The sequence below is a fragment of the Actinoallomurus sp. CA-150999 genome (genome assembly GCF_050942425.1).
Lineage (GTDB): Bacteria > Actinomycetota > Actinomycetes > Streptosporangiales > Streptosporangiaceae > Actinoallomurus.
Genome location: NZ_CP192063.1, coordinates 7,351,528 through 7,369,667, shown reverse-complemented (window position 1 = coordinate 7,369,667; position 18,140 = coordinate 7,351,528). Strand labels below are relative to the sequence as shown.

The window sequence follows — 18,140 nt, the reverse complement described above, 5'->3', positions numbered from 1 at the left end:
TGGTAGCGACAGTGGACGCTGGGAGATTCCATGGATGAACGTGACATAGCCGACACAGCTGACATAGCCGACCCGCTCGCGCTGGAGCACCAGGTGTGCTTCGCCCTGTCCGTCGCGGCGCGCGGCGTGGTCGCCGTCTACCGGCCGTTGCTCGAGCCCCTCGGCCTCACCCATCCGCAGTACCTCGTGATGCTCGCGCTCTGGCAGCACGCGCCGATGTCCGTCAAGGACCTGAGCCGGTTGCTCCAGCTCGACCCCGGCACCCTGTCGCCGTTGCTCAAGCGCCTCGAGGCCACGGGGTACATCCGGCGCGGCCGTGACGACCGGGACGAGCGGGTGCTGGCGGTCACCCTGACCGCCGAAGGCCGCGCCCTGCGCGCGGAGGCGGAGAAGATCCCGCCGGCCATCGTCGAGCGTCTCGGCATGGATTTCGCCGAGTTGATGGAGCTCCACCAGTCCCTGACCCGGGTCATCGGCGCGGCCCAGACCGCGGTCGCCCGCTCCGCCGCGCAGACGCCCGCCGGCTGAAACGTTTTCGCGTTTCGTGGCGAACGCGATAAGTGCGGGATGAATCGGACAAGACTGGATAATCGGCGGAACGATCCACGGATTTTGGTCCGCTGAGAAGGGGATCCATGAGCAGCCACGTCGTCATCGCGCCCGACAAGTTCAAAGGGTCGCTGACCGCTCCCCAGGTGGCCGCGCACGTCGCAGCCGGGCTGCGGCGCGTCCATCCGGAGATGCACCTGACGGCCCTGCCGGTCGCGGACGGCGGCGACGGCACGGTGGACGCCGCCGTCGCCGCCGGATTCACCCGGCGGCAGGCCGTCGTCAGCGGGCCGACCGGTGAGCCCGTGACGGCGTCGTACGCCGTGCGCGACGAGACGGCCGTCGTCGAGCTGGCCGAGGCGTCCGGACTGCGGGTGCTCCCCCGCGGTGTCCACGCGCCGCTCATCGCGTCCAGCCGTGGCACGGGCGAGCTGATCGCCGCGGCCGTGGCGGACGGCGCGCGCCGCGTCGTCCTCGGTCTCGGCGGCAGCGCCTGCACCGACGGCGGCGCGGGCATGGTCGCCGCCCTCGGCGTCCGCCTCCTCGACTCGCACGGCCGGGATCTGCCTCCGGGCGGCGCGGCACTGCGCGACCTGGACGCCGTCGACACCTCCGCCCTCGCCGACCACCTGCGCGGGGCCACCGTCGTCGTGGCGAGCGACGTGGACAGCCCGCTGCTCGGGCGCGACGGTGCGGCACGGGTGTTCGCGCCGCAGAAGGGCGCCGACCCGGACCAGGTCGAGATCCTCGAGGCGGGGCTGGCCCGCCTCGACGCGATCGTCCGCCGGGACCTCGGCATGGTGGTGGCCGGGCACCTCGGGGCGGGGGCGGCCGGCGGGGTCGGGTTCGGTGCGCTGGCGTTCCTGTCCGCCCGGATCGAGCCGGGCATCGCCTATTTGCTGGACCTGCTCGGGTTCGCCGCGCACCTCGAAGGCGCGCGCCTCGTCGTCACCGGAGAGGGCTCCCTGGACGCCCAGAGCCTGCGCGGCAAGGCGCCGGTCGGCGTGGCGCGGGCGGCCGGGCGGGCCGGGGTGCCGGTCGTCGCGGTGTCCGGGCGGCGGGCGCTGACCGACGAGGAGCTCCGCGACGCGGGGTTCGCCGGCTCGTACGCGCTGACGGACCTCGAACCGGACCCGGCCCGGTGCATGGCGGAGGCGGGCCCGCTGCTCGAACGGCTCGCCGAGGAGATCGCCCGGACCCGCCTCGGTGAGCCGCTCAGCCCTGGGGCGACGCCGTGAGCCGGCCGACGCCGACGAGCCGTTCGGTCGTGCGCGCTAAGCGTGCCGACGCAGGGGAGCGGCTCGGTGAGCCGCTCTGAGTGTGCCGACGCCGAGCAACTCGGGTGAGCCGCTCAGTCGTTCGTGGGCGACGTCCTGAGTCGCCGGCGCGGGGGAGCAGCCTGGGTGCGCGGCTCAGCCGTTCGGGAGTGACGTACGGAGCGAGCCGACGCCGGCGAGCAGGCGCCCTCGGGTCTCCGGGCCGTCGGCACGCCACTTCGCGACGTGCACGAGACCGGGCTCGACCAGGTCGAACCCGGCGAACAGCCGCTCGATCTCGACGCGGGAACGGATCACCGCAGGCGCGCTGGCCTTGGCGTAGGCCTTCTCGATGCGCTCACGCTGCTCCGGGGAGAGCCCCTCGTACGTGCCGGTCGACAGCGCCAGGAAGCTGCCGGGCGGCAGGGCCTCCCGCAGCGCGGCCATCACGGCCTCTCCCTCCGGAACGAAGTGCAGGACGGCGATGGCGAGCAGTCCCACCGGCCGGTCGAAGTCGAGCAGCCGCTTGACGGCCGGGTCGCCGAGGATCTCGCTCGGGCGGCCGACGTCGGCCTGCACGGTGGCGACCCGGTCGTCGGTGGCGCGGAACGCCTGGTTGTGCGCGAAGACGATCGGGTCGTTGTCGACGTAGACGACCCGTGCGGCCGGCTGAACCTCCCGCGCGACCTCGTGCACGTTCGGTGAGGTCGGGATGCCGGTGCCGAGGTCGAGGAACTGCTCGATCCCCTGTTCGGCGAGGAAGCGCACCGCGCGGACGAGGAAGTCGCGGTTGGCCCGTACGAGCTCCCGTTGTTCGGGGTGGGCCTCGATGACCTTCTCGGCCGCCTCACGGTCGGCGGCGAAGTTGTCCTTGCCGCCCAGCCAGTAGTCGTACATGCGGGCGGGGGACGGGGTGTGGACGTCGATGACGTCGGGGATCCGTTCCTCCATGATCAGCTAGCCTATGTGCCGCCCGACAACCAGTCATGAACCAGGTAAGACATGGCCACCTTGGGCCACGACCGAAAAAGTCGCCACGAACGATGAACTTTCGGATCGTTCAGGACATCGACCCTGCCGCGTCGGCGGCGGGCGGCCGGCCGATCGCGACGCCGAACCGGAGATGGTCGGCGTAGTCCCGGGACTCGACGATGAGGCCGTCGCGGACCCGCAGCACGAAGACGTTCCGGACGGTGAACGGGCGGCCCGTGGTGGTCACCTCGCCGACGTACGCGAACTCGCCGATGACGACCTCCGGATCCGCGGTCTCGTGCACCACCACGTCGCGCGCGCTCATGCGCACGGGGAGTTCGGCTCCGGCGGCGAAGTGGCGTCGCAGGGCCTCCCGCCCGACCAGCGGTTCGCGCGACGCGGCCATCGGGTGGACGACGACCGCGTCCTCGGCGTACAGGCCGGGCAGTGCGTCCCAGTCGCCGCCCGTGACCCCGGCGATCAGCCGCTCGAACACCTCCCGCGGCGTCATGCGGGCTCCCCGGTGAGGGCGGCGACGAGGGCCGGGAGGGTGCCGGTCGAGCGGGCGAGCGTGAGGTGGTCGTGATAGTCGCGCGTTTCGACGACCAGGCCGTCGCGGACCCGCAGCACCTGGATGTTGGCCGCCGTGAGCACCTCGTCGCCCGCCGGGAGGTCGTAGTCGAACTCCGCGATGACGACCTCCGGATCCGCGGTCTCGTGGACCGCCACCTTGCGGACGCCGAACCTCAGGCCCATGCGGTCGGCCATGGCGAAGCGCGCCCGGATGGTCTCCCGGCCCCGGAGGACGGGCGGCGCCGAGGGCCCCTCGGAGGGCGCCGGAGGCGCGAACGGCTGGTGGACCACGGCATCCTCGGCGTACAGGTCGGCCAGGTCGTTCCACCGTCCTTCCGCGATGGCGCGGTTGAGGCGCTCGAAGACGGCGCGCGGAGTGAGCTGTTCGGGCATGCGAGACTCCTGCGAGATCGTACGAGAATAAACGGAGTAGCGTCTCCGGTAAGGAATTATCCGGAGTTTCTACTCCGGTTGTCAATGAGGAGGGATCCGATGACGCCACCGAAACGGGCGTCCGGCCCGGGCGGCGACCGGCCGCTGCGCGCGGACGCCCTTCGCAACCGCGCCCGGGTCCTGGAGGCCGCCGAGGCCGTCTTCGCCGCCCACGGCACCTCGGTCTCGACGGAAGAGGTGGCCCGGCGGGCGGGCGTCGGCATCGGCACCGTGTTCCGCCACTTCCCGACCAAGGAGGCCCTGCTCGAAGCGGTCTTCGTCGCCCGGCTCGACCGGCTCGCCGCCGAGGCCGACGCGCTCATCGGCGCGGAGGACCCGGGCGAGGCCTTCTTCTCCTTCTTCGCCCGTGTCGTCGGCCACGCCGCGACCAAGAACGCCGTCACCGCCGCACTGGCGGAGGCGGGCATCGACGTCCGTGAGACCACCGCCGAGACGGGGCGGGAGCTCAGACGCGCGCTCGGCGCACTGCTGCGCCGCGCCCAGGACGCCGGTGCCGTACGGCCCGACATCGGCCTCCCCGAGGTCCTGGCCCTCCTCGTCGGTGCGTCACAGGCCGCCGAGCACGTCGCGGGCGACGACGGGGTACGGGCACGCACCCTCGCCGTCGTCTTCGACGGCCTTCGCGCGGCGCCCGATCACGCCGAGTAGCGAGCGCGCCCCGGCCGGAGTCAGGACTTGAGGGCCAGTTCGGCGAGGTGGCGGGCGATGCCGTTGACGTCGGTGTCCTGGACGTTGCTGAGCGCGACGACGGCGATGTCGTCGTCGGGCAGGTAGACGTTGCTGGCGTGGTACCCCTCCAGCAGGCCGGGGTGGTAGAGGTACCGGTGCCCGTTCAGCCGGTCGACGAGCCAGCCGAAGGCGTAGCCGCTGGAGGGCGAGTCGAGGCAGCCGCCGGACGGGCAGTCGACCTGGGAGGTGAAGGCCAGCTTCACCGTCGCCGGCGGAGCGACCAGGTTCGCGCCGAACGACCGGTCCCAGCGGGCCATGTCATCGACCGTGGTGTAGACGCCGCCCGCGGCGTTGGCCTGCGACCCGTTGATGTGGCCCGCCGGCTTGCCGACGGTGGAATAGCCCTTGGCCCAGCCGTCGGGCGGGTCGGTTTCGCTGAAGCCGGTGTGCTGGAGCTGCAGCGGGTCCGTGATCTGCTGCCGGAGCACCTCGCCGTACGACCTGCCGGTCACCTTCTCGATGATCGCTCCGGCGAGGATGTATCCCGAGTTGCTGTACTTCCAGCCCGTGCCGGGCTTGAAATCCAGCGGCTTGTTCACGAACCGGCCGATGATCTCCTTGGTCGTGGTCGGCTGGTCGAGCTTCGTGAAGAAATCCGACATCTCGGAGATATCCGGGATGCCGGAGGTGTGGACGAGGATCTGGCGCACCGTGATCGGGCGCCACGCCGTCGGGCAGGCCTTGATGTAGGTGGGCACGAGGTACGGGCAGACCTTGTCGTCGAGCTTGACCTTGCCCTGATCCTGCAGCTTCAGCACGAGCATGGCGGTGAACTGCTTGCTCACCGAGGCGATCCGGAAGATCGTGTCCGGGCTGTTCGGGATGTTCTTGGCCTCGTCGGCCTTGCCCGCGGCGAAGCGGGCCAGGACCTCGCCGTGCCGGACCACCACGGCAGCGCCGGTGAATTTGCCCTTCTTCGCGAGGCCCTGAAGGTAGGAGTTCATCGCGGCCGCGGTGGGGTCGCCGGCGGGCGCGGGCGACGTGGCGAGAGGGTTCGGGCTCGGGCTCGTCGCCGTCGCGGTCGTGCCGCCGACCGCGCTCGGCGGGTGAGCCGCGCCTCCGCCGGAGTCGCTGCTGCACGCGGTCGCCGCCGCGAGGACGAGAGCCAGGGCGGCGCCGGATCCGGCCATGTGTAGACGTGCCATGGTCACTCCACGGCCTGTCGGTCGCACTTGTCGAACCTGCCAATGATCACCAGGGGCATGGGACCCCTGAAGGCTATCCGCCGCCGAGGGCAAGATCGCCCAACATGCGCGCCGACGAATGAGCCTTGATTACCCAGGGTAGTGCTCGATGCAGCGCGGCCGTTTTCGGGGGGACCATATGAGAGCTGTCACGGTGTCCGATTTCGGGGCCGAACCGGAGCTGACCGACCAGCCGGTGCCCGAGCCGGGCCAGGGCGAGATCCTCGTCCGGATGACCGCGGCCGGGCTGAACCCCTTCGACTGGAAGGTCATCGACGGCGCCGTCCCGGACGCGGTGTTCCCCCTGGTCGTCGGTACCGACGGGGCGGGCACCGTCGAGCGGGCGGGGCCGGGCGTCACCGCCTTCGGGCCCGGCACCCCGGTGTTCGGGCAGTTCGGCGATCCACGGCGCGGCCGCGGGTCGTACGCCCAACTGGCCGTCGCCCGCGTCGGCGCCGTCGCCGACCCGCCACGGACGATCGCGCTGAGTGAGGCGGCGGCCGTGCCGACCGCCGGGACGACGGCGCTGAACCTCGTCGACCAAATCGGCGACGCGCACCGGCTCCTGATCGTCGGGGCGACCGGAGGCGTGGGCACATTCGCCACGCAACTCGCCGCCGCGCGCGGGATCACGGTCGTCGCCACCGCGTCCGCGGACAAGGCCGACCTGATGCGGGCGCTGGGCGCGGCCGAGATCGTCGACTACCAGGCCGGTCCGGTCGCCGACCGGCTCACCTCACAGGTCGACGCCGTGATCGACCTGGTCAGCGACACCGAAGGGCTGCGCCGGCTGCTGCCCGCCGTCCGACCCGGCGGCACGGTGCTCAGCCCGGTCTTCGCGGTGCCGGATGAGGGGTTCCCGGGGGTCGAGGCGGCCAACTTCCTCAGCGAGGCGGGCACCGACCGGCTGGAACGCCTCGCCGAGGAGATCGACGCCGGCCACGTCCGCGTGCTCATCGGCGACACCGTGACCCTGCCCCAGGCGCCCGCCGCCCTCGCCCACAGCAGGACCGGCCGCGCCCGCGGCAAGACCGTCATCGTCATCTGAACCCCCGCGCGCCGCCCGCTCGGCCGGGGGATCCTCGAGCCCCGCCGCCCCTCATCGGGTCGCCGGACGAGCGTCGCCGTTCCAGGCACACCGTACGGTCGGGCGAGGTGGCCCGTACCGGCAGACTGGGCGCATGCGTGCGAGCCGCCTGGTCTCCCTCCTTCTGCTGCTGCAGTCGCGGGGCCGCATGACCGCCCAGGAGCTGGCCGACGAGCTGGAGGTGTCCCTGCGCACCATCTACCGCGACGTCGAGTCCCTGTCGGCGGCGGGCGTGCCGGTGTACGCCGACCGCGGCCCGGCGGGCGGATACCGCCTGCTGGACGGCTACCGCACGCGTCTCACGGGGCTGACCACGGAGGAGGCCGAGTCGCTGTTCCTCACCGGCCTGCCGGGGCCCGCCGCCGAGCTCGGCCTCGGCACGGTCCTCGCGGCGGCCGAGCTGAAGCTGATGGCGGCGCTGCCCCCGCAGCTGGCCGAGCGCGCGGCGCGGATTCGCGAACGCTTCCACCTCGACGCGCCCGGCTGGTTCCACGGCGCAGAGCCCACGCCGTACCTCAACACGGTCGCCGACGCCGTATGGAAACAGCGCCGGCTGCACATGCGCTATCGCCGCTGGAAGACGCCCACGGACATCACCCGCACGGTCGAGCCGCTCGGCCTGGTGCTGAAGGCGGGCAGCTGGTACCTCATCGGCCGGTCGGACGGCGGCGAGCGCACCTACCGCGTCGACCGGATCCTCGGGCTGCAGATGCTCGAGGAGGAGTTCGAGCGGCCCGAGGACTTCGACCTCACCGAGTTCTGGCGGTCCTACCTCGAGCGGTTCCGCAGCGGGATGTTCACCGGCGAGGCGGTGGTCCGGTTCTCCCCGGACGGGATGCGGGCCATCCGCCACCTGCTCACTCCGGAGGTGATCCGCGCCGCCCAGCGCAACGCCGGGCCGCCGGACGAGGACGGCTGGGTGCGCACCGTCATCCCCATCGAGTCCGTACGCCACGCCCATACCGACCTGCTGAAGTTCGGCGCCGACGCCGAGGTCCTCGAGCCCCCGGAGCTGCGCGACCGCATCATCGGATCGGCACGCGCCATCCTCGCCCGCTACGGCGCCTGACACGCCTGTGTGCAGACGACCGAGGATCAGATCCCCTCGCAGTGGATCAGATGCCTTCGCCCGGCCGGCGGAAGGTGCGGGTGTCGTCCTCGGTGGGACCGCCCGCGACCCTGCGGTCCGACGGCTCGGCCGGGGCCACGGTGTGCTCGACCGGCCGGGGCGCCGCCTGCTCGGTCGGCCGGGGCGCCTCGGGCGGGGTGACGGGAACCCGGCCCGTACGGCGGGGGAACGGCTGCGTCGCCTCGATCGGGCCGGGCCGGTCCTCGGGCACCGGCCGCGGCTCCTCCACGGCCGGAGCCTCCTCGACGTACACATCGCGCTCGGCGAGACGCGCGTCCTTGACCCCGACGACCGCGAGGCGGCCCAGCGCCACCGCGGCGAAGAACACGGCCACCACGCCCAGGCCGGACAGCAGGGCGATCTGCTCGACGACCTGCCGCGTCGTGCCACCGACGGGCGCGCCGAGCCGGTCGCCGGCGGACCACAGCACGCTGAGCGGCCCACCGACGACGTACCAGGCGCCGCCGAGCGCGGCGATCCACGCCCCGGCCGCGGCCGTGGCCCGGTTGGCGCTGACCAGCAGGATCAAACCACCGATCAGGAGGGCGCAGGCCGGCAGGATCTCCAGCCAGACACGCCCGGACGTGAACGACCACGCCTTGTCCGGCGTGAACGCGAAGTGGAAGTACGGACCCGCCAGTGCGGCCAAGCCGCCCCACAGGCCGAGCAGCACGAGGATCACACCGCTGAGCGCACCCCTGCTGCGAGGTACTCGAAGCATCCCGGTCATGGAAAATCAGCTCCTGAACTCTCGGGCGCCTACGGGTTACCCGGCAAGAAACCTTTCAAGCGCGTCCGTCGCCTGTGCTTTGCGGGGATGTGGGCCGGTATAACGTGCGGAGTCGTCGTCACGATGGGGGGACCGGTGTCAGAGGAAGTCGGGGCCGTTCGACACGACCACGACCTGGAACTGCTGCGGCGGTACGAACCGATCCTCGCCTACACCAGAGGCGAGCGGTTCTTCCCCGTCGACGCCGAGGACTACATCGGCTGCTGCAGCCTGTGGCAGGGGGACCAACGCCTCGTCGAGGCGGGCGACCTCACGGCGGACCGCCTGGTCGCCGCGGCCGCCGAACGCCCGGACACCGCGCTGTCGCTGCTGCTCGTGCAGCGGCCCTTCGGCCGGCGTGAGGTCCGCGCCCACCGCGCCCGCGCCAAGCTGCCCATCGCCCGATCGGGCCGCCTGGCCGCCGTCGGACTGATCGGGCGGGTCTTCGACGTGCTGCTGCGCGCCTCGCTGTTCCTGCGCGGCTCGGTGCCCGGCGGGGTCGCGGCGGCAGCCGCGGACCTGGACGAACGCCACCTGAGCCGCGACCGGGCGACCTACTACGGCCGGGTCGTCCGCGAGGGCGGCTACATCGTGCTGCAGTACTGGTTCCTGTACGCGATGAACGACTGGCGGACGACGTTCGCCGGCGTCAACGACCACGAGGGCGACTGGGAGTCGGTCACCGTCTACCTCGCCGAGACGGAGGACGGCACACGGCCCGCCTGGGTCGCGGTCTCCGCGCACGACGAGCGCGGCGACGATCTGCGCCGCCGCTGGGACGACCCAGACCTGCGGAAGGAAGGCGACCACCCGGTGGTCTTCGTCGGGGCCGGCTCGCACTCCGGCGCGTTCCTCTCCGGCCAGTACCTCGTCACCGTGAACCCGGCACGCCTGAAACGCTACGTCCGCTGGGTGCAGCGGCTGATGGCGCTGGCGTTCCCCTGGTCACGGGAGAAGCCGCAGCACGGCGTCGGCATCCCCTTCATCGACTACGCGCTCGGCGACGGGGAGCGGATCGGTCCCGGCCGGGCCCGTACGTGGCGGACGGTGCCCATCTCCGACGAGACGCCGTGGGTCCAGGGGTTCCGCGGGCTGTGGGGGCGGGACACCCGGGACTGGGTCGGCGGTGAACGGGCCCCGGCCGGGCCGCGGTACGAGCGCGACGGGCGCGTCCGGGCCCTGTGGGCCGACCCGTTGGGCTGGGCGGGGTTGCAGAAGATCCCGCCGAGCCCCGCGGAGGAGCGACGGGACCTGCGGGCGCGCGTCTCCGCCCTGGACGAGGAGATCAAGGCGGCCGACGCCGAGATCGAGCAGAGCCGTGCGGAGCTGCGCCGGCTCCGTACGACGGCGCTGTCCCTGGCCGGGCACCGCAACACCCGGAACCTCGCCCGCCGGCGCGCGGCCGAGGTGGTCAAGGCCGAGGCCGCCCTGGCCCTGCTCGTCCGCGACCGTACCGAGCTGGTGGAGGAGCGCAGTGCCCACGAGGCCACGCTGGCCCGCCCGCCGGCGCCGGAGGCCGCGCAGGCGCATCTGCGCGAACCCCACCTGCCGTACACGCCGTTCCGGGGGCCCCGCACGAGGTTCCTGCACGCGTGGGCGGCGCTGAGCACCCCGCTGTTCCTGCTGGCACTCGTCGGCGTCTTCGTCGTCCCACACGAGCCCGTCACGATCCTCCTCGCCGCCGTCGTGCTGTTCTTCGTCACGATGGAGGCATGGGTCAAGCGCAAACTGCTCGCCTTCGCGACCGGACTGGTCATGCTGGCCGGGGGTCTGACCGTCGCCGTGGGGCTCGGGCTGGCGGTGATCTACGGCGGCCGGTACGTCCTGCTGGCTCCCTTGGTGGTGGTCGCGGGGGTGCTGCTCGTCGTCAACCTCCGCGAGCTGTTCCACCGCTGAAGAACGCCTCGTCGACCTGTTCGGTCGGCGGCCGGGCCGTCGACCGGTTGTCGAGGACGGTGTGCGGCACGACCGGCGGCTCGTCGACCCGAATGGCGGCGAGGAATCGTTCGAACCGCTCCAGTTTTCCGGAGTCCCGCTCCAGGCCCCGGCTCAGCAGCCGCGCGCGGAGCGTCTCGGCGTCGGATCGCACCCAAATGAGGTGGACGGGCGGCCCGCCCAGCTCCTCGACCCAGTCCCGCCAGCGTCCGGCGTCGTGGATCTGGCCGGTGAAAGGGGCGCTCAGCAGCACCGGGCAGCCGTGCGAGCGGATCTCCCGAGCCGTCGCCGTCATCCCGGCGTACTCGTGTCCCTTGACGTGCTCGTCGTACCAGGGCCCCTCGCGCTCACCGTCCGGACGCCCGGAGGCCCGTAGCGTCGCCGCGACGAACGGCCCGTACATCGTGTCCTTGTCCAACAGGGCGGGCACCGGCCGCAGCCGATCGAGCAGCAGCCGCGCCACCGTCGACTTCCCGCTCGCGGGCGGCCCCGCCACGATCCACAACTCCGCCGGATTCACATCGCCCATGGCCCGATCCTGCCCGGTCCCGGGCAGCGGTCCGCCGCCAGGGCCGCCCGCCCGACGGCGACCTGCTCGCCGAGCGCACCGAGCAGCGCCGCAAAATGGGCACCGAAACGCCTGCCAGAGATCGGCCAGGTATCCGACACTGATGAGGTCGATGTGATAACTGAGGCAATAGCGCTGCTTAAATAGTTAATAGATCGCGAGATGGCCTTCTTATGCACCACTCGGGTGGACGTTAGCGTCAGATTCATGGAATCACCGACACGGTTCATCCTGACCGAGCACTCGGCCGCCTTGTGGCGAGTGACGTTCAACAATCCTCCTGTCAATCTCGTCGACGCGACGATGACGAGCCAGCTGAATGCCCTGTTCACGCGTGCCGAGGCGAGCGACAGTCTCGCGGTCATCATCTTTGACAGCGCGGACCCCGACTTCTATCTGGCCCACTACGACCTCTCCGACGAGAACGAGCTGAGGCATGTTCTGGCCCACCCGGAGGAGGTCCACCCTTGGACGGCATTGCTCGCCCGTCTCGGCTCCCTTCCCCTGGCGACCATCTCCTCGATCAGGGGCAGGGCGCGCGGTGCGGGCAGCGAATTCCTGCTCGCTACCGATATACGCTTCGCCAGCCGCGAGAAGGCCATCGTCGGTCAGTTCGAGATCGGCATGAGCGCTATCGCGGGTGGAGGACCCGCCTCACGCCTGCCCGCTCTGGTCGGACGGGGACGGACCTTCGAGATCCTCTATGGTGGCCTCGACTACGACGGAGCTCTCGCCGAGCAGTACGGGTACGTGAATCGGGCCTTGCCTGACAAGGAGCTCGACGGCTTCGTCGACGAGTTCGCATCCCGCGTCGCCTCCTTCGACGTGCAGACGATCAGGGACATCAAGCACTTCGTCAACCTCGTCACGCAGCGACCGGAGGCCGAGTACAAGGACCAGATGGATGCCTTCTGGGCCGCAGTGAACCGTCCGGCCCAGCAGTACGTCGCACAGCACCTATTCGAGGCGGGACTCCAGCAGCGGAGCGACGTCGAACTCGATCTCCCACGTTGGGTGACGCGATTCCAGTACCACTCCGGCTCCAGTGTGGAGTAGCTGGGCGTACCACGTCGCGCATGGCCCGACCCTGCCCGGCCTCGTGCCCGGCATACGACGAGCCTCCCTCCCGGTGCAGGAGGAAGGCTCGTACGGGCGCTGCTGACGATCAGTCCCGGGTCATTTGGGTCAGGCGGACGGGGAGGTGATCGCGGTCACTTCAACACACTGGCCGCCGCTTCCGCCGCTGCGGTTGCTCTTGCGCCACTCCGCCGCCGACAGGTCGAGCGTGTTCATAGGCTCTCCAGGATCGACTTGATCAACCTTCGGGACTCCGCCACGGGCAGGGCATGTCCCCTGATCAAGTCGTACCTTACGTGGAAGTCCGCGACCCCGGCCGTGTCTTCCACGACTTGCCCGCGACCAGCGGCTTCGGTGTACGCGAGGTCGGGTCTCCCGTCAAAGCTCAGCAAGGTCAAGTCACCTTCCAGGCCGGCGTAGGCGCCTGCGCTGATCGGCACGACCTCGATCATGATGTTGGGGCGTTCGGATGCCTCCAGCAAATGCTGGAGTTGACACCGCATGATGTCCGGACCGCCGACCGTGCAACGCAGGGCTCTCTCGTCGAAGGTGGCCCACAGGCGTGGCGGCTTGTCGCGGGCGAGGATCGCTTGACGCTCCATGCGCGAAGCGATGAACCGATCAAGCACGTTCGGTTGCTGGACGGTCAGCAGGATCTCGCGGGCGTACTCCTCGGTCTGAAGCAGGCCGGTGACCAGCAGGAGTCCGAAGACCCGTATCGCGTCCGCCTGGGCTTCGCGCTCGACGAAGTCGGAGAATCCCGGCGGCAGGGCGGCGAGGTGGCGGGTGTCGTTGACCAGCTTCCACAGCCGGACGAACAGGCCGTTGGTCTTGAAGAACGTGTCCGTGTCCTCGGCGAACTTCTTCGACGGGAGGTTCTTGGCGCCTTCGAGCTGACTGATCAGCTGTGGCGTGTACCCGAGCGTCTCGGCGAGCTCGACCTTCGACAGTCCGGCGTCGCTGCGCCACGTCTCCAGTTCAGCGGCGAACGCTCGGATCGTGGGGGATTCGTACGGGTCGCGCTGTGCCACCATGGCCGGCCTCCGGGGGTAAGCCGCGTTGGGTTTCACTGACCGCTTCTGGGTCACACCGCGGTGGGACGCGGTTCGTAGCAAAGCGTAACCGGTCATGTGAGCTTGGTCATGCGGTTCGGTGAACTCGCCGCAATCCCGGCTCGCCATCCAGTACCCTCGGTATTCAAATGAGCACAAAGAGTAATCAAACCTCGATCGCCCAGGAGAGCCGATGAAGCGAGCGATCCAGTGCGTGGCCGTGGCCCTCACCCTCGTCCTCGGGCCGGCCGGTGCGGTGCCCGCCCTCGCGGCGGTGGGCACCGCCGCCAGGGCGGACTGTGGCCATTCCGTTCCCGAGCAGTTGACCCCGCGGTGGCAGCAGCACCGCGCCACGTTCGGCTGCCCGACCGGTGACGCGTCCGTCTACGGCAACGGCATGTACCAGTGGTTCGAGAACGGGGCGATCGCCTGGTCGCCGAGCCAGGGCAACAACATGGTGGTCTCCGCCTACCGGACTTTGGGCAGCATCGTCCACTTCGACTGGGGCAGCAGTGATCCGTTCCATTACGTCGACTGGCTGGTCAACATCCGCCGAGACGGCCAGGACATCAACGGCGACCAGGAGTGCGGCGGTGCCGTGGGCACCCTGCAGATGTGCCCCGAGCAGAGCGGATCGGTCTTCTGGACCGGCCTTCGCCCCGGTCAGTACCGCATCGGCGTCGAAGGCTGCGACCTGAATGCCGGATCGCACGAATGCCGTCAGAGCTGGACCCTCCCCGTCTACATCTCCCTGTAAGGGATCAGGGCGGGGCGCCGCCCACGGTAGCGCCCCGCCTCGGTGCTAATCGTCGACGACCAGGCCCTTCGCCTCGAGAACGGCGGCGAGGCCGCTGACCTCGATTGTGCTCTTCCCGGCGCGATAGGCGGCGATGTATCCGGCCTCGGCGTCGACGCGTTCCTGGGATCTGCGGACGGCTTCGTCGAGGTCTTCGCGCCGCACCACCACGACGCCGTCGGCGTCGCCGCGCACCACGTCGCCCGGGCGTACGATCTCGCCGCCGATCAGCACGGGCTCCGCCATCGGGCCGATGGTCTCCTTGACCGTGCCCTTGATGGAGACGCTGAGGGAGAACACCGGGAACCCGAGTTCGCGCAGTTCCCGGGTGTCGCGGACGCCGGTGTCGGTGATCAGTCCGCCGAGGCCCTTGGCCACGCAGGCGTTGGCCAGCACGTCGCCGAAGCTACCGGCTTCGGCGTACTCGCCGGCGGACACCACGATGACGTCGCCGGGCTTGGCGTGGGCGATGGCGACCTGGAGCATGATGTTGTCCCGGGGCGCGCAGCGCACGGTGAACGCGGGACCGCACAGCGACATCGCGTCGTCGACCGGCTTGATCTTCGAGCTGAGCGCGCCGAGCCGGCCCTGTGCCTCGTGGATGGTGGCGGACGAGTACGCGCTCAGCCGCTCGACCAACGCGGGGTCGGGTCGTTCGAACTTGGTGTTGACGTGCAGCATCGGTTTCGCTCCGGAGATCAGGAAAGGTCGGCGCAGGCGCGGGCGATGCGCTCGCAGCTCTCGGTCAGGACGGCGTTCGACGTCGCGAAGGAGATGCGGAAGTAGCCGGGTGCTCCGTAGGCCGCTCCATGGATCACCGCCACCCGCTGCGACTCCAGCAGGTAGCGGGCGAAGTCCTCGTCGGTGCGGATCTCCTCGCCCGCCGGGGTGCGCCGGCCGAGTAGCCCGGAGCACCCCACGAGTACGTAGAAGCCGCCGCTCGGCGTGGTGCACGTCAGGCCGGGGACGTCGGCCAGCATCTTCACCGTCTCGTCCCGCCGGGCCCGGTAGACGGCGACGGTGTCGCGGATGAAGCCCTGGTCGCCGGTGAGCGCGGCGGCGGCGGCCGCCTGGCTGATCGACGAGGGGCACGAGGAGATCTGCGACTGCAGCTTGTTGACCGCGCCGACCAGGTCCGCCGGGCCCGTGCCGTAGCCGATCCGCCAGCCGGTCATGGCGTACGTCTTGGAAACGCCGTTCGTGAGGAACACCCGGTCGGCCAGCCGGGGTTCGACCGCGACGATGGTGCGGGGGAGTTCCCGCCCGTACCAGATTTCGTCGTAGATCTCGTCCGTCAGTACCCGGACGCGGGGGTGGGCGAGCAGGACGTCGGCGAGGGCGCGGAGATCTTCCGTGCTGTAGGCGGCGCCCGTGGGGTTGTTCGGGGCGTTGAGGATGACCCAGCGTGTCGCGTCGGTGATCGCGGATTCCAGCCGTCGGGCCGTCAGCTTGAATCCGTCGGCCTCCGGGCACGGGACGACGACGGGTGTGCCGTCGTTGGCCAGCACCATGTCCGGATAGGAGACCCAGTACGGTGCGGGGACGATGACCTCGTCGCCCGCGTTCAACGTGGCCATCAGCGCCAGGAAGATGATCTGCTTCGCCCCGCCGCCCACGGTGATCTGCTCGGTGGGGAAGCGCAGTCCGTGCCGTCGGGCGAGCTTGTCGGCGATGGCCGCCCTGAGCTGCGGGGTCCCGTTGACGGGCGTGTACTTGGTCTCACCGCGCCCGATCGCCTCGATCGCGGCGGCCTTGACGTGGTCGGGGGTGTCGAAGTCGGGCTCGCCCACCGTGAGGTCGAGGATCTCGTGGCCCTGCGCCTTGAGTTCGCGTACGCGCTGGGCGGCGGCCGTGCTCGGCGACGGTTTGATGCGGTCGACCCGCTGCGCCAGTGCCATGTCAGTCGGTCCGCCTCTCGAAGTTGAGGCCACCCGGCACCTGGAAGGTCGGCATGATCTCCAGGTGCCCGATGTTGACGTGGCGTGGCGCGGCGATGGCGAAGTCGATCGCGTCGGCGATGTCCTCCGGCTTGAGCGATTCGTACCCGTCGTAGTACTGGCGCTGTGCCTCTTCCATGTCGCCGAGCAGCCGGCCGAAGATCTCCGTTTCCACCCGGCCGGGGCAGATCTCCGTGACGCGGATCCGGTGACCGTACCCGTCGACGCGAAGCTGCCGGGAGAGGGTGTGCACGGCCGCCTTCGTGGCGTGGTAGATCGTGTTGCCGCCGAAGTTGTAGACGGCGGCGATCGAGCTGATGTTGATGATGTGCCCGAGGTCGCGTTCGACCATCCCCGGCATGATCAGGCGTACGAGATGCAGCACCGCCTGGATGTTGACCGCGATCTGCTCGTCGACGGCGAACTCATCGGCGGTGAGGATGTTCCCCGAGCGGGAGACCCCCGCGTTGTTGACGAGCACGTCGACCTCGATGCCCCGTACGAGTTCCGCCAGTGCGGCGGTGTCGGTGATGTCGACGGCGTGCGGCGTGCATCCCGTGCGCCGGGCCAGATCGTCGAGCCGCTCGGCGTCGCGGGCCACGGCGTGGACCTCGAGCCCCTGCTTGGCCAGGCGCTCGACGACCACGGCTCCGATCCCGGTGGAGGCGCCGGTCACCAGGGCGGTCCTGTAGTCGGAGAAGGGCATGTGCATTGCTCCCGAAAAAGAAGGTGGACGGGTGAGGCGGCCGGTCGTTACGCGTCGCGCAGCGGCTGGTGGGCCCTGTCCTTCACCCGGGATACGGCGATGAGCGTGCCCAGCGCGGTGAGGACCGCGTAGAAGGCGGGCACGTTGACGCTGCCGGTCTTGTCGATCAGGTACGTCATCAGGAGTGGCGCGGTGCCGCCGAAGAGGGCCGAGGAGATGTTGTATCCGAGCCCGTAGGCGGAGTAGCGCAGCCGGGTGGGGAAGAGCTCGACGAGCAGGATGTGAATGACGCCCGTGTGGCCCGCGAAGATGACCGCCATGACGCACGCACCGAGGATGGCGAGCGGGACGCTGCCGGTGCCGATGAGCAGGTAGCAGGGGATGCCGGCGATCGCCATGGCGATCGCCGCGCCCGCGATGACCTTCTTGCGCCCGACCCGGTCGGACAGCCGGCCCATGTACGGGATGGCGATGGAGATGGCCACCAGGCTGGTCGCGGTGACGAGCAGGCCCTGCACCTTGCTGAAGTGGAGCGAGCCGCTCATGAAGGTCGGCATGAACGTGAACAGCACGTAGTAGCCGGAGCCGTTCATCAGCGGGATGAACAGGGCGAGCAGCATCGCGCGGCGGTGCTCGGCGGAGGAGAAGGCCTCTTTCAGCGGGTTACTCGACACCCCGCCGCGCTCCCGCAGGCGCAGGAAGTTCGGTGTGTCGCTGATGCGCTTGCGAATGTAGATGCCGGTGATCCCCAGGGGAACGGCCAGCAGGAACGGGATCCGCCAGCCGTACGACTCCATGCGGTCCGCGCCGAGGCCGCTGGTCAGGGCGGCGGCGAGAAGCGTTCCGGTGAGCAGGGAGAGGAAGGAGGCGATCTGGGCGTAGCTGGTGTACAGGCCGCGTTTGCCCTCGGGGGCGTGCTCGGCGAGGAAGCTCATCGCGCCCGATGCCTCGCCGCCCACGGAGAAGCCCTGCAGCACGCGCAGGAGTATCAGCAGGGCGGGTGCGGCGATGCCGATGCTCGCGTACGTGGGCAGGATGCCGATCGCCGCGGTCGCGGCGCTGATCAGCAGGATGACGAAGACGAGCATGCGCTGCCGCCCGATGCGGTCACCGAGGTGACCGCAGATGACGGCGCCGAGGGGGCGGAAGAAGAACGACACCGCGTAGCCCAGGAAGACGAGCTGGACGGCGTTCTTCGAATCGGAGGCGAAGAAGACGGTGCCCAGCGTCCCCGCCATGAAGCCGAAGATGCCGTTGTCGTAGAGCTCGGCGAAGATCCCGACGCAGCCGGCGAGGGTGATCTTTCGTGCCGTTCTCGAGTCGACCGTGTTGGGTACCGATTGTGCTGCCACGGTGGCCATGGGGGCT

Annotated in this window: 21 protein-coding genes; 8 read left to right on the top strand and 13 right to left on the bottom strand. The window is 70.4% G+C overall.

Annotated elements, in window-relative coordinates; translation table 11 throughout:
- The first annotated feature begins 30 nt into the window (after positions 1-30).
- Positions 31-528, top strand: coding sequence for a MarR family winged helix-turn-helix transcriptional regulator (locus tag ACQP2O_RS34065; protein WP_433172311.1), 498 nt, complete (start codon positions 31-33; stop codon positions 526-528).
- A 107-nt stretch (positions 529-635) separates the two neighbouring features.
- Positions 636-1,787 carry a glycerate kinase gene (locus tag ACQP2O_RS34060; RefSeq protein ID WP_433172310.1) on the top strand — a complete coding sequence of 384 codons (1,152 nt, stop codon included), beginning with the start codon at positions 636-638 and terminating at the stop codon, positions 1,785-1,787.
- Between the two features lie 174 nt (positions 1,788-1,961).
- On the opposite strand, the gene ACQP2O_RS34055 is transcribed toward ACQP2O_RS34060, so the two are convergent.
- The 3 genes from ACQP2O_RS34055 to ACQP2O_RS34045 all read right to left on the bottom strand — a co-directional run bounded on the left by ACQP2O_RS34055 (position 1,962) and on the right by ACQP2O_RS34045 (position 3,743).
- The gene (locus ACQP2O_RS34055) at positions 1,962-2,756 is read right to left on the bottom strand and encodes an SAM-dependent methyltransferase (protein WP_433172308.1); all 795 of its coding nucleotides are present in this window, start codon (positions 2,754-2,756) and stop codon (positions 1,962-1,964) included.
- 109 nt (positions 2,757-2,865) lie between these two features.
- A complete protein-coding gene (locus ACQP2O_RS34050) occupies positions 2,866-3,288 on the bottom strand; it encodes a nuclear transport factor 2 family protein (protein WP_433172306.1) in 423 nt (140 codons plus the stop codon).
- Positions 3,285-3,743, bottom strand: coding sequence for a nuclear transport factor 2 family protein (locus ACQP2O_RS34045; protein WP_433172304.1), 459 nt, complete (start codon positions 3,741-3,743; stop codon positions 3,285-3,287). Before ACQP2O_RS34045 ends, ACQP2O_RS34050 begins: the two co-directional genes overlap by 4 nt.
- A 99-nt stretch (positions 3,744-3,842) precedes the next feature.
- On the opposite strand from ACQP2O_RS34045, the gene ACQP2O_RS34040 reads away from it, so the two are divergent.
- Positions 3,843-4,451 (top strand): TetR/AcrR family transcriptional regulator, encoded by a 609-nt coding sequence (locus ACQP2O_RS34040; protein WP_433172302.1) that lies wholly within the window; start codon positions 3,843-3,845, stop codon positions 4,449-4,451.
- A 20-nt stretch (positions 4,452-4,471) separates the two neighbouring features.
- Here ACQP2O_RS34040 and ACQP2O_RS34035 read toward each other — a convergent pair whose 3' ends face one another.
- Positions 4,472-5,677, bottom strand: a complete 1,206-nt coding sequence (locus tag ACQP2O_RS34035) for a serine hydrolase domain-containing protein (RefSeq protein ID WP_433172300.1) — start codon at positions 5,675-5,677, stop codon at positions 4,472-4,474.
- A gap of 193 nt (positions 5,678-5,870) precedes the next feature.
- Between ACQP2O_RS34035 and ACQP2O_RS34030 the strand changes: the two genes are divergently transcribed.
- Both ACQP2O_RS34030 and ACQP2O_RS34025 read left to right on the top strand, forming a co-directional pair.
- Entirely contained in the window at positions 5,871-6,764 is an 894-nt protein-coding gene (locus tag ACQP2O_RS34030; RefSeq protein ID WP_433172298.1) for an NADP-dependent oxidoreductase, read from the top strand.
- Positions 6,765-6,897: 133 nt separating this feature from the next.
- On the top strand, positions 6,898-7,872 hold the full coding sequence (locus tag ACQP2O_RS34025) for a helix-turn-helix transcriptional regulator (protein WP_433172296.1): 975 nt from the start codon (positions 6,898-6,900) through the stop codon (positions 7,870-7,872).
- Between the two features lie 46 nt (positions 7,873-7,918).
- Here ACQP2O_RS34025 and ACQP2O_RS34020 read toward each other — a convergent pair whose 3' ends face one another.
- Positions 7,919-8,653, bottom strand: coding sequence for a hypothetical protein (locus ACQP2O_RS34020; RefSeq protein ID WP_433172294.1), 735 nt, complete (start codon positions 8,651-8,653; stop codon positions 7,919-7,921).
- A gap of 144 nt (positions 8,654-8,797) precedes the next feature.
- On the opposite strand from ACQP2O_RS34020, the gene ACQP2O_RS34015 reads away from it, so the two are divergent.
- On the top strand, positions 8,798-10,597 hold the full coding sequence (locus tag ACQP2O_RS34015; protein WP_433172292.1) for a hypothetical protein: 1,800 nt from the start codon (positions 8,798-8,800) through the stop codon (positions 10,595-10,597).
- On the opposite strand, the gene ACQP2O_RS34010 is transcribed toward ACQP2O_RS34015, so the two are convergent.
- The gene (locus ACQP2O_RS34010; protein ID WP_433172290.1) at positions 10,569-11,165 is read right to left on the bottom strand and encodes an AAA family ATPase; all 597 of its coding nucleotides are present in this window, start codon (positions 11,163-11,165) and stop codon (positions 10,569-10,571) included. The genes ACQP2O_RS34015 and ACQP2O_RS34010 overlap by 29 nt on opposite strands.
- Complete coding sequence (locus ACQP2O_RS34005; RefSeq protein ID WP_433172288.1) at positions 11,153-11,386, bottom strand: hypothetical protein; 234 nt, start codon at positions 11,384-11,386, stop codon at positions 11,153-11,155. Before ACQP2O_RS34005 ends, ACQP2O_RS34010 begins: the two co-directional genes overlap by 13 nt.
- 25 nt (positions 11,387-11,411) lie before the next feature.
- Between ACQP2O_RS34005 and ACQP2O_RS34000 the strand changes: the two genes are divergently transcribed.
- Complete coding sequence (locus ACQP2O_RS34000; protein WP_433172286.1) at positions 11,412-12,260, top strand: enoyl-CoA hydratase/isomerase family protein; 849 nt, start codon at positions 11,412-11,414, stop codon at positions 12,258-12,260.
- Between the two features lie 129 nt (positions 12,261-12,389).
- Here ACQP2O_RS34000 and ACQP2O_RS33995 read toward each other — a convergent pair whose 3' ends face one another.
- Entirely contained in the window at positions 12,390-12,497 is a 108-nt protein-coding gene (locus ACQP2O_RS33995; protein ID WP_433172284.1) for a DUF397 domain-containing protein, read from the bottom strand.
- Positions 12,494-13,315, bottom strand: a complete 822-nt coding sequence (locus tag ACQP2O_RS33990) for a helix-turn-helix domain-containing protein (RefSeq protein ID WP_433172282.1) — start codon at positions 13,313-13,315, stop codon at positions 12,494-12,496. The genes ACQP2O_RS33995 and ACQP2O_RS33990 overlap by 4 nt, the downstream gene beginning before the upstream one ends.
- A gap of 211 nt (positions 13,316-13,526) precedes the next feature.
- Between ACQP2O_RS33990 and ACQP2O_RS33985 the strand changes: the two genes are divergently transcribed.
- Positions 13,527-14,090, top strand: coding sequence for an LGFP repeat-containing protein (locus tag ACQP2O_RS33985; protein ID WP_433172280.1), 564 nt, complete (start codon positions 13,527-13,529; stop codon positions 14,088-14,090).
- Between the two features lie 45 nt (positions 14,091-14,135).
- Here the strand turns inward: ACQP2O_RS33985 and ACQP2O_RS33980 are convergent, their stop codons facing one another.
- Genes ACQP2O_RS33980 through ACQP2O_RS33965 form a run of 4 tightly spaced genes read right to left on the bottom strand, consistent with a single transcriptional unit; the run spans position 14,136 to position 18,133 of the window.
- The gene (locus ACQP2O_RS33980; protein ID WP_433172278.1) at positions 14,136-14,810 is read right to left on the bottom strand and encodes a 4-carboxy-4-hydroxy-2-oxoadipate aldolase/oxaloacetate decarboxylase; all 675 of its coding nucleotides are present in this window, start codon (positions 14,808-14,810) and stop codon (positions 14,136-14,138) included.
- Positions 14,811-14,827: 17 nt separating this feature from the next.
- The gene (locus ACQP2O_RS33975) at positions 14,828-16,027 is read right to left on the bottom strand and encodes an aspartate transaminase (protein WP_433172276.1); all 1,200 of its coding nucleotides are present in this window, start codon (positions 16,025-16,027) and stop codon (positions 14,828-14,830) included.
- 1 nt (position 16,028) lies between these two features.
- Complete coding sequence (locus ACQP2O_RS33970; protein WP_433172274.1) at positions 16,029-16,772, bottom strand: SDR family oxidoreductase; 744 nt, start codon at positions 16,770-16,772, stop codon at positions 16,029-16,031.
- 47 nt (positions 16,773-16,819) lie between these two features.
- Positions 16,820-18,133, bottom strand: a complete 1,314-nt coding sequence (locus tag ACQP2O_RS33965; protein WP_433172272.1) for an MFS transporter — start codon at positions 18,131-18,133, stop codon at positions 16,820-16,822.
- Positions 18,134-18,140 lie beyond the last annotated feature (7 nt).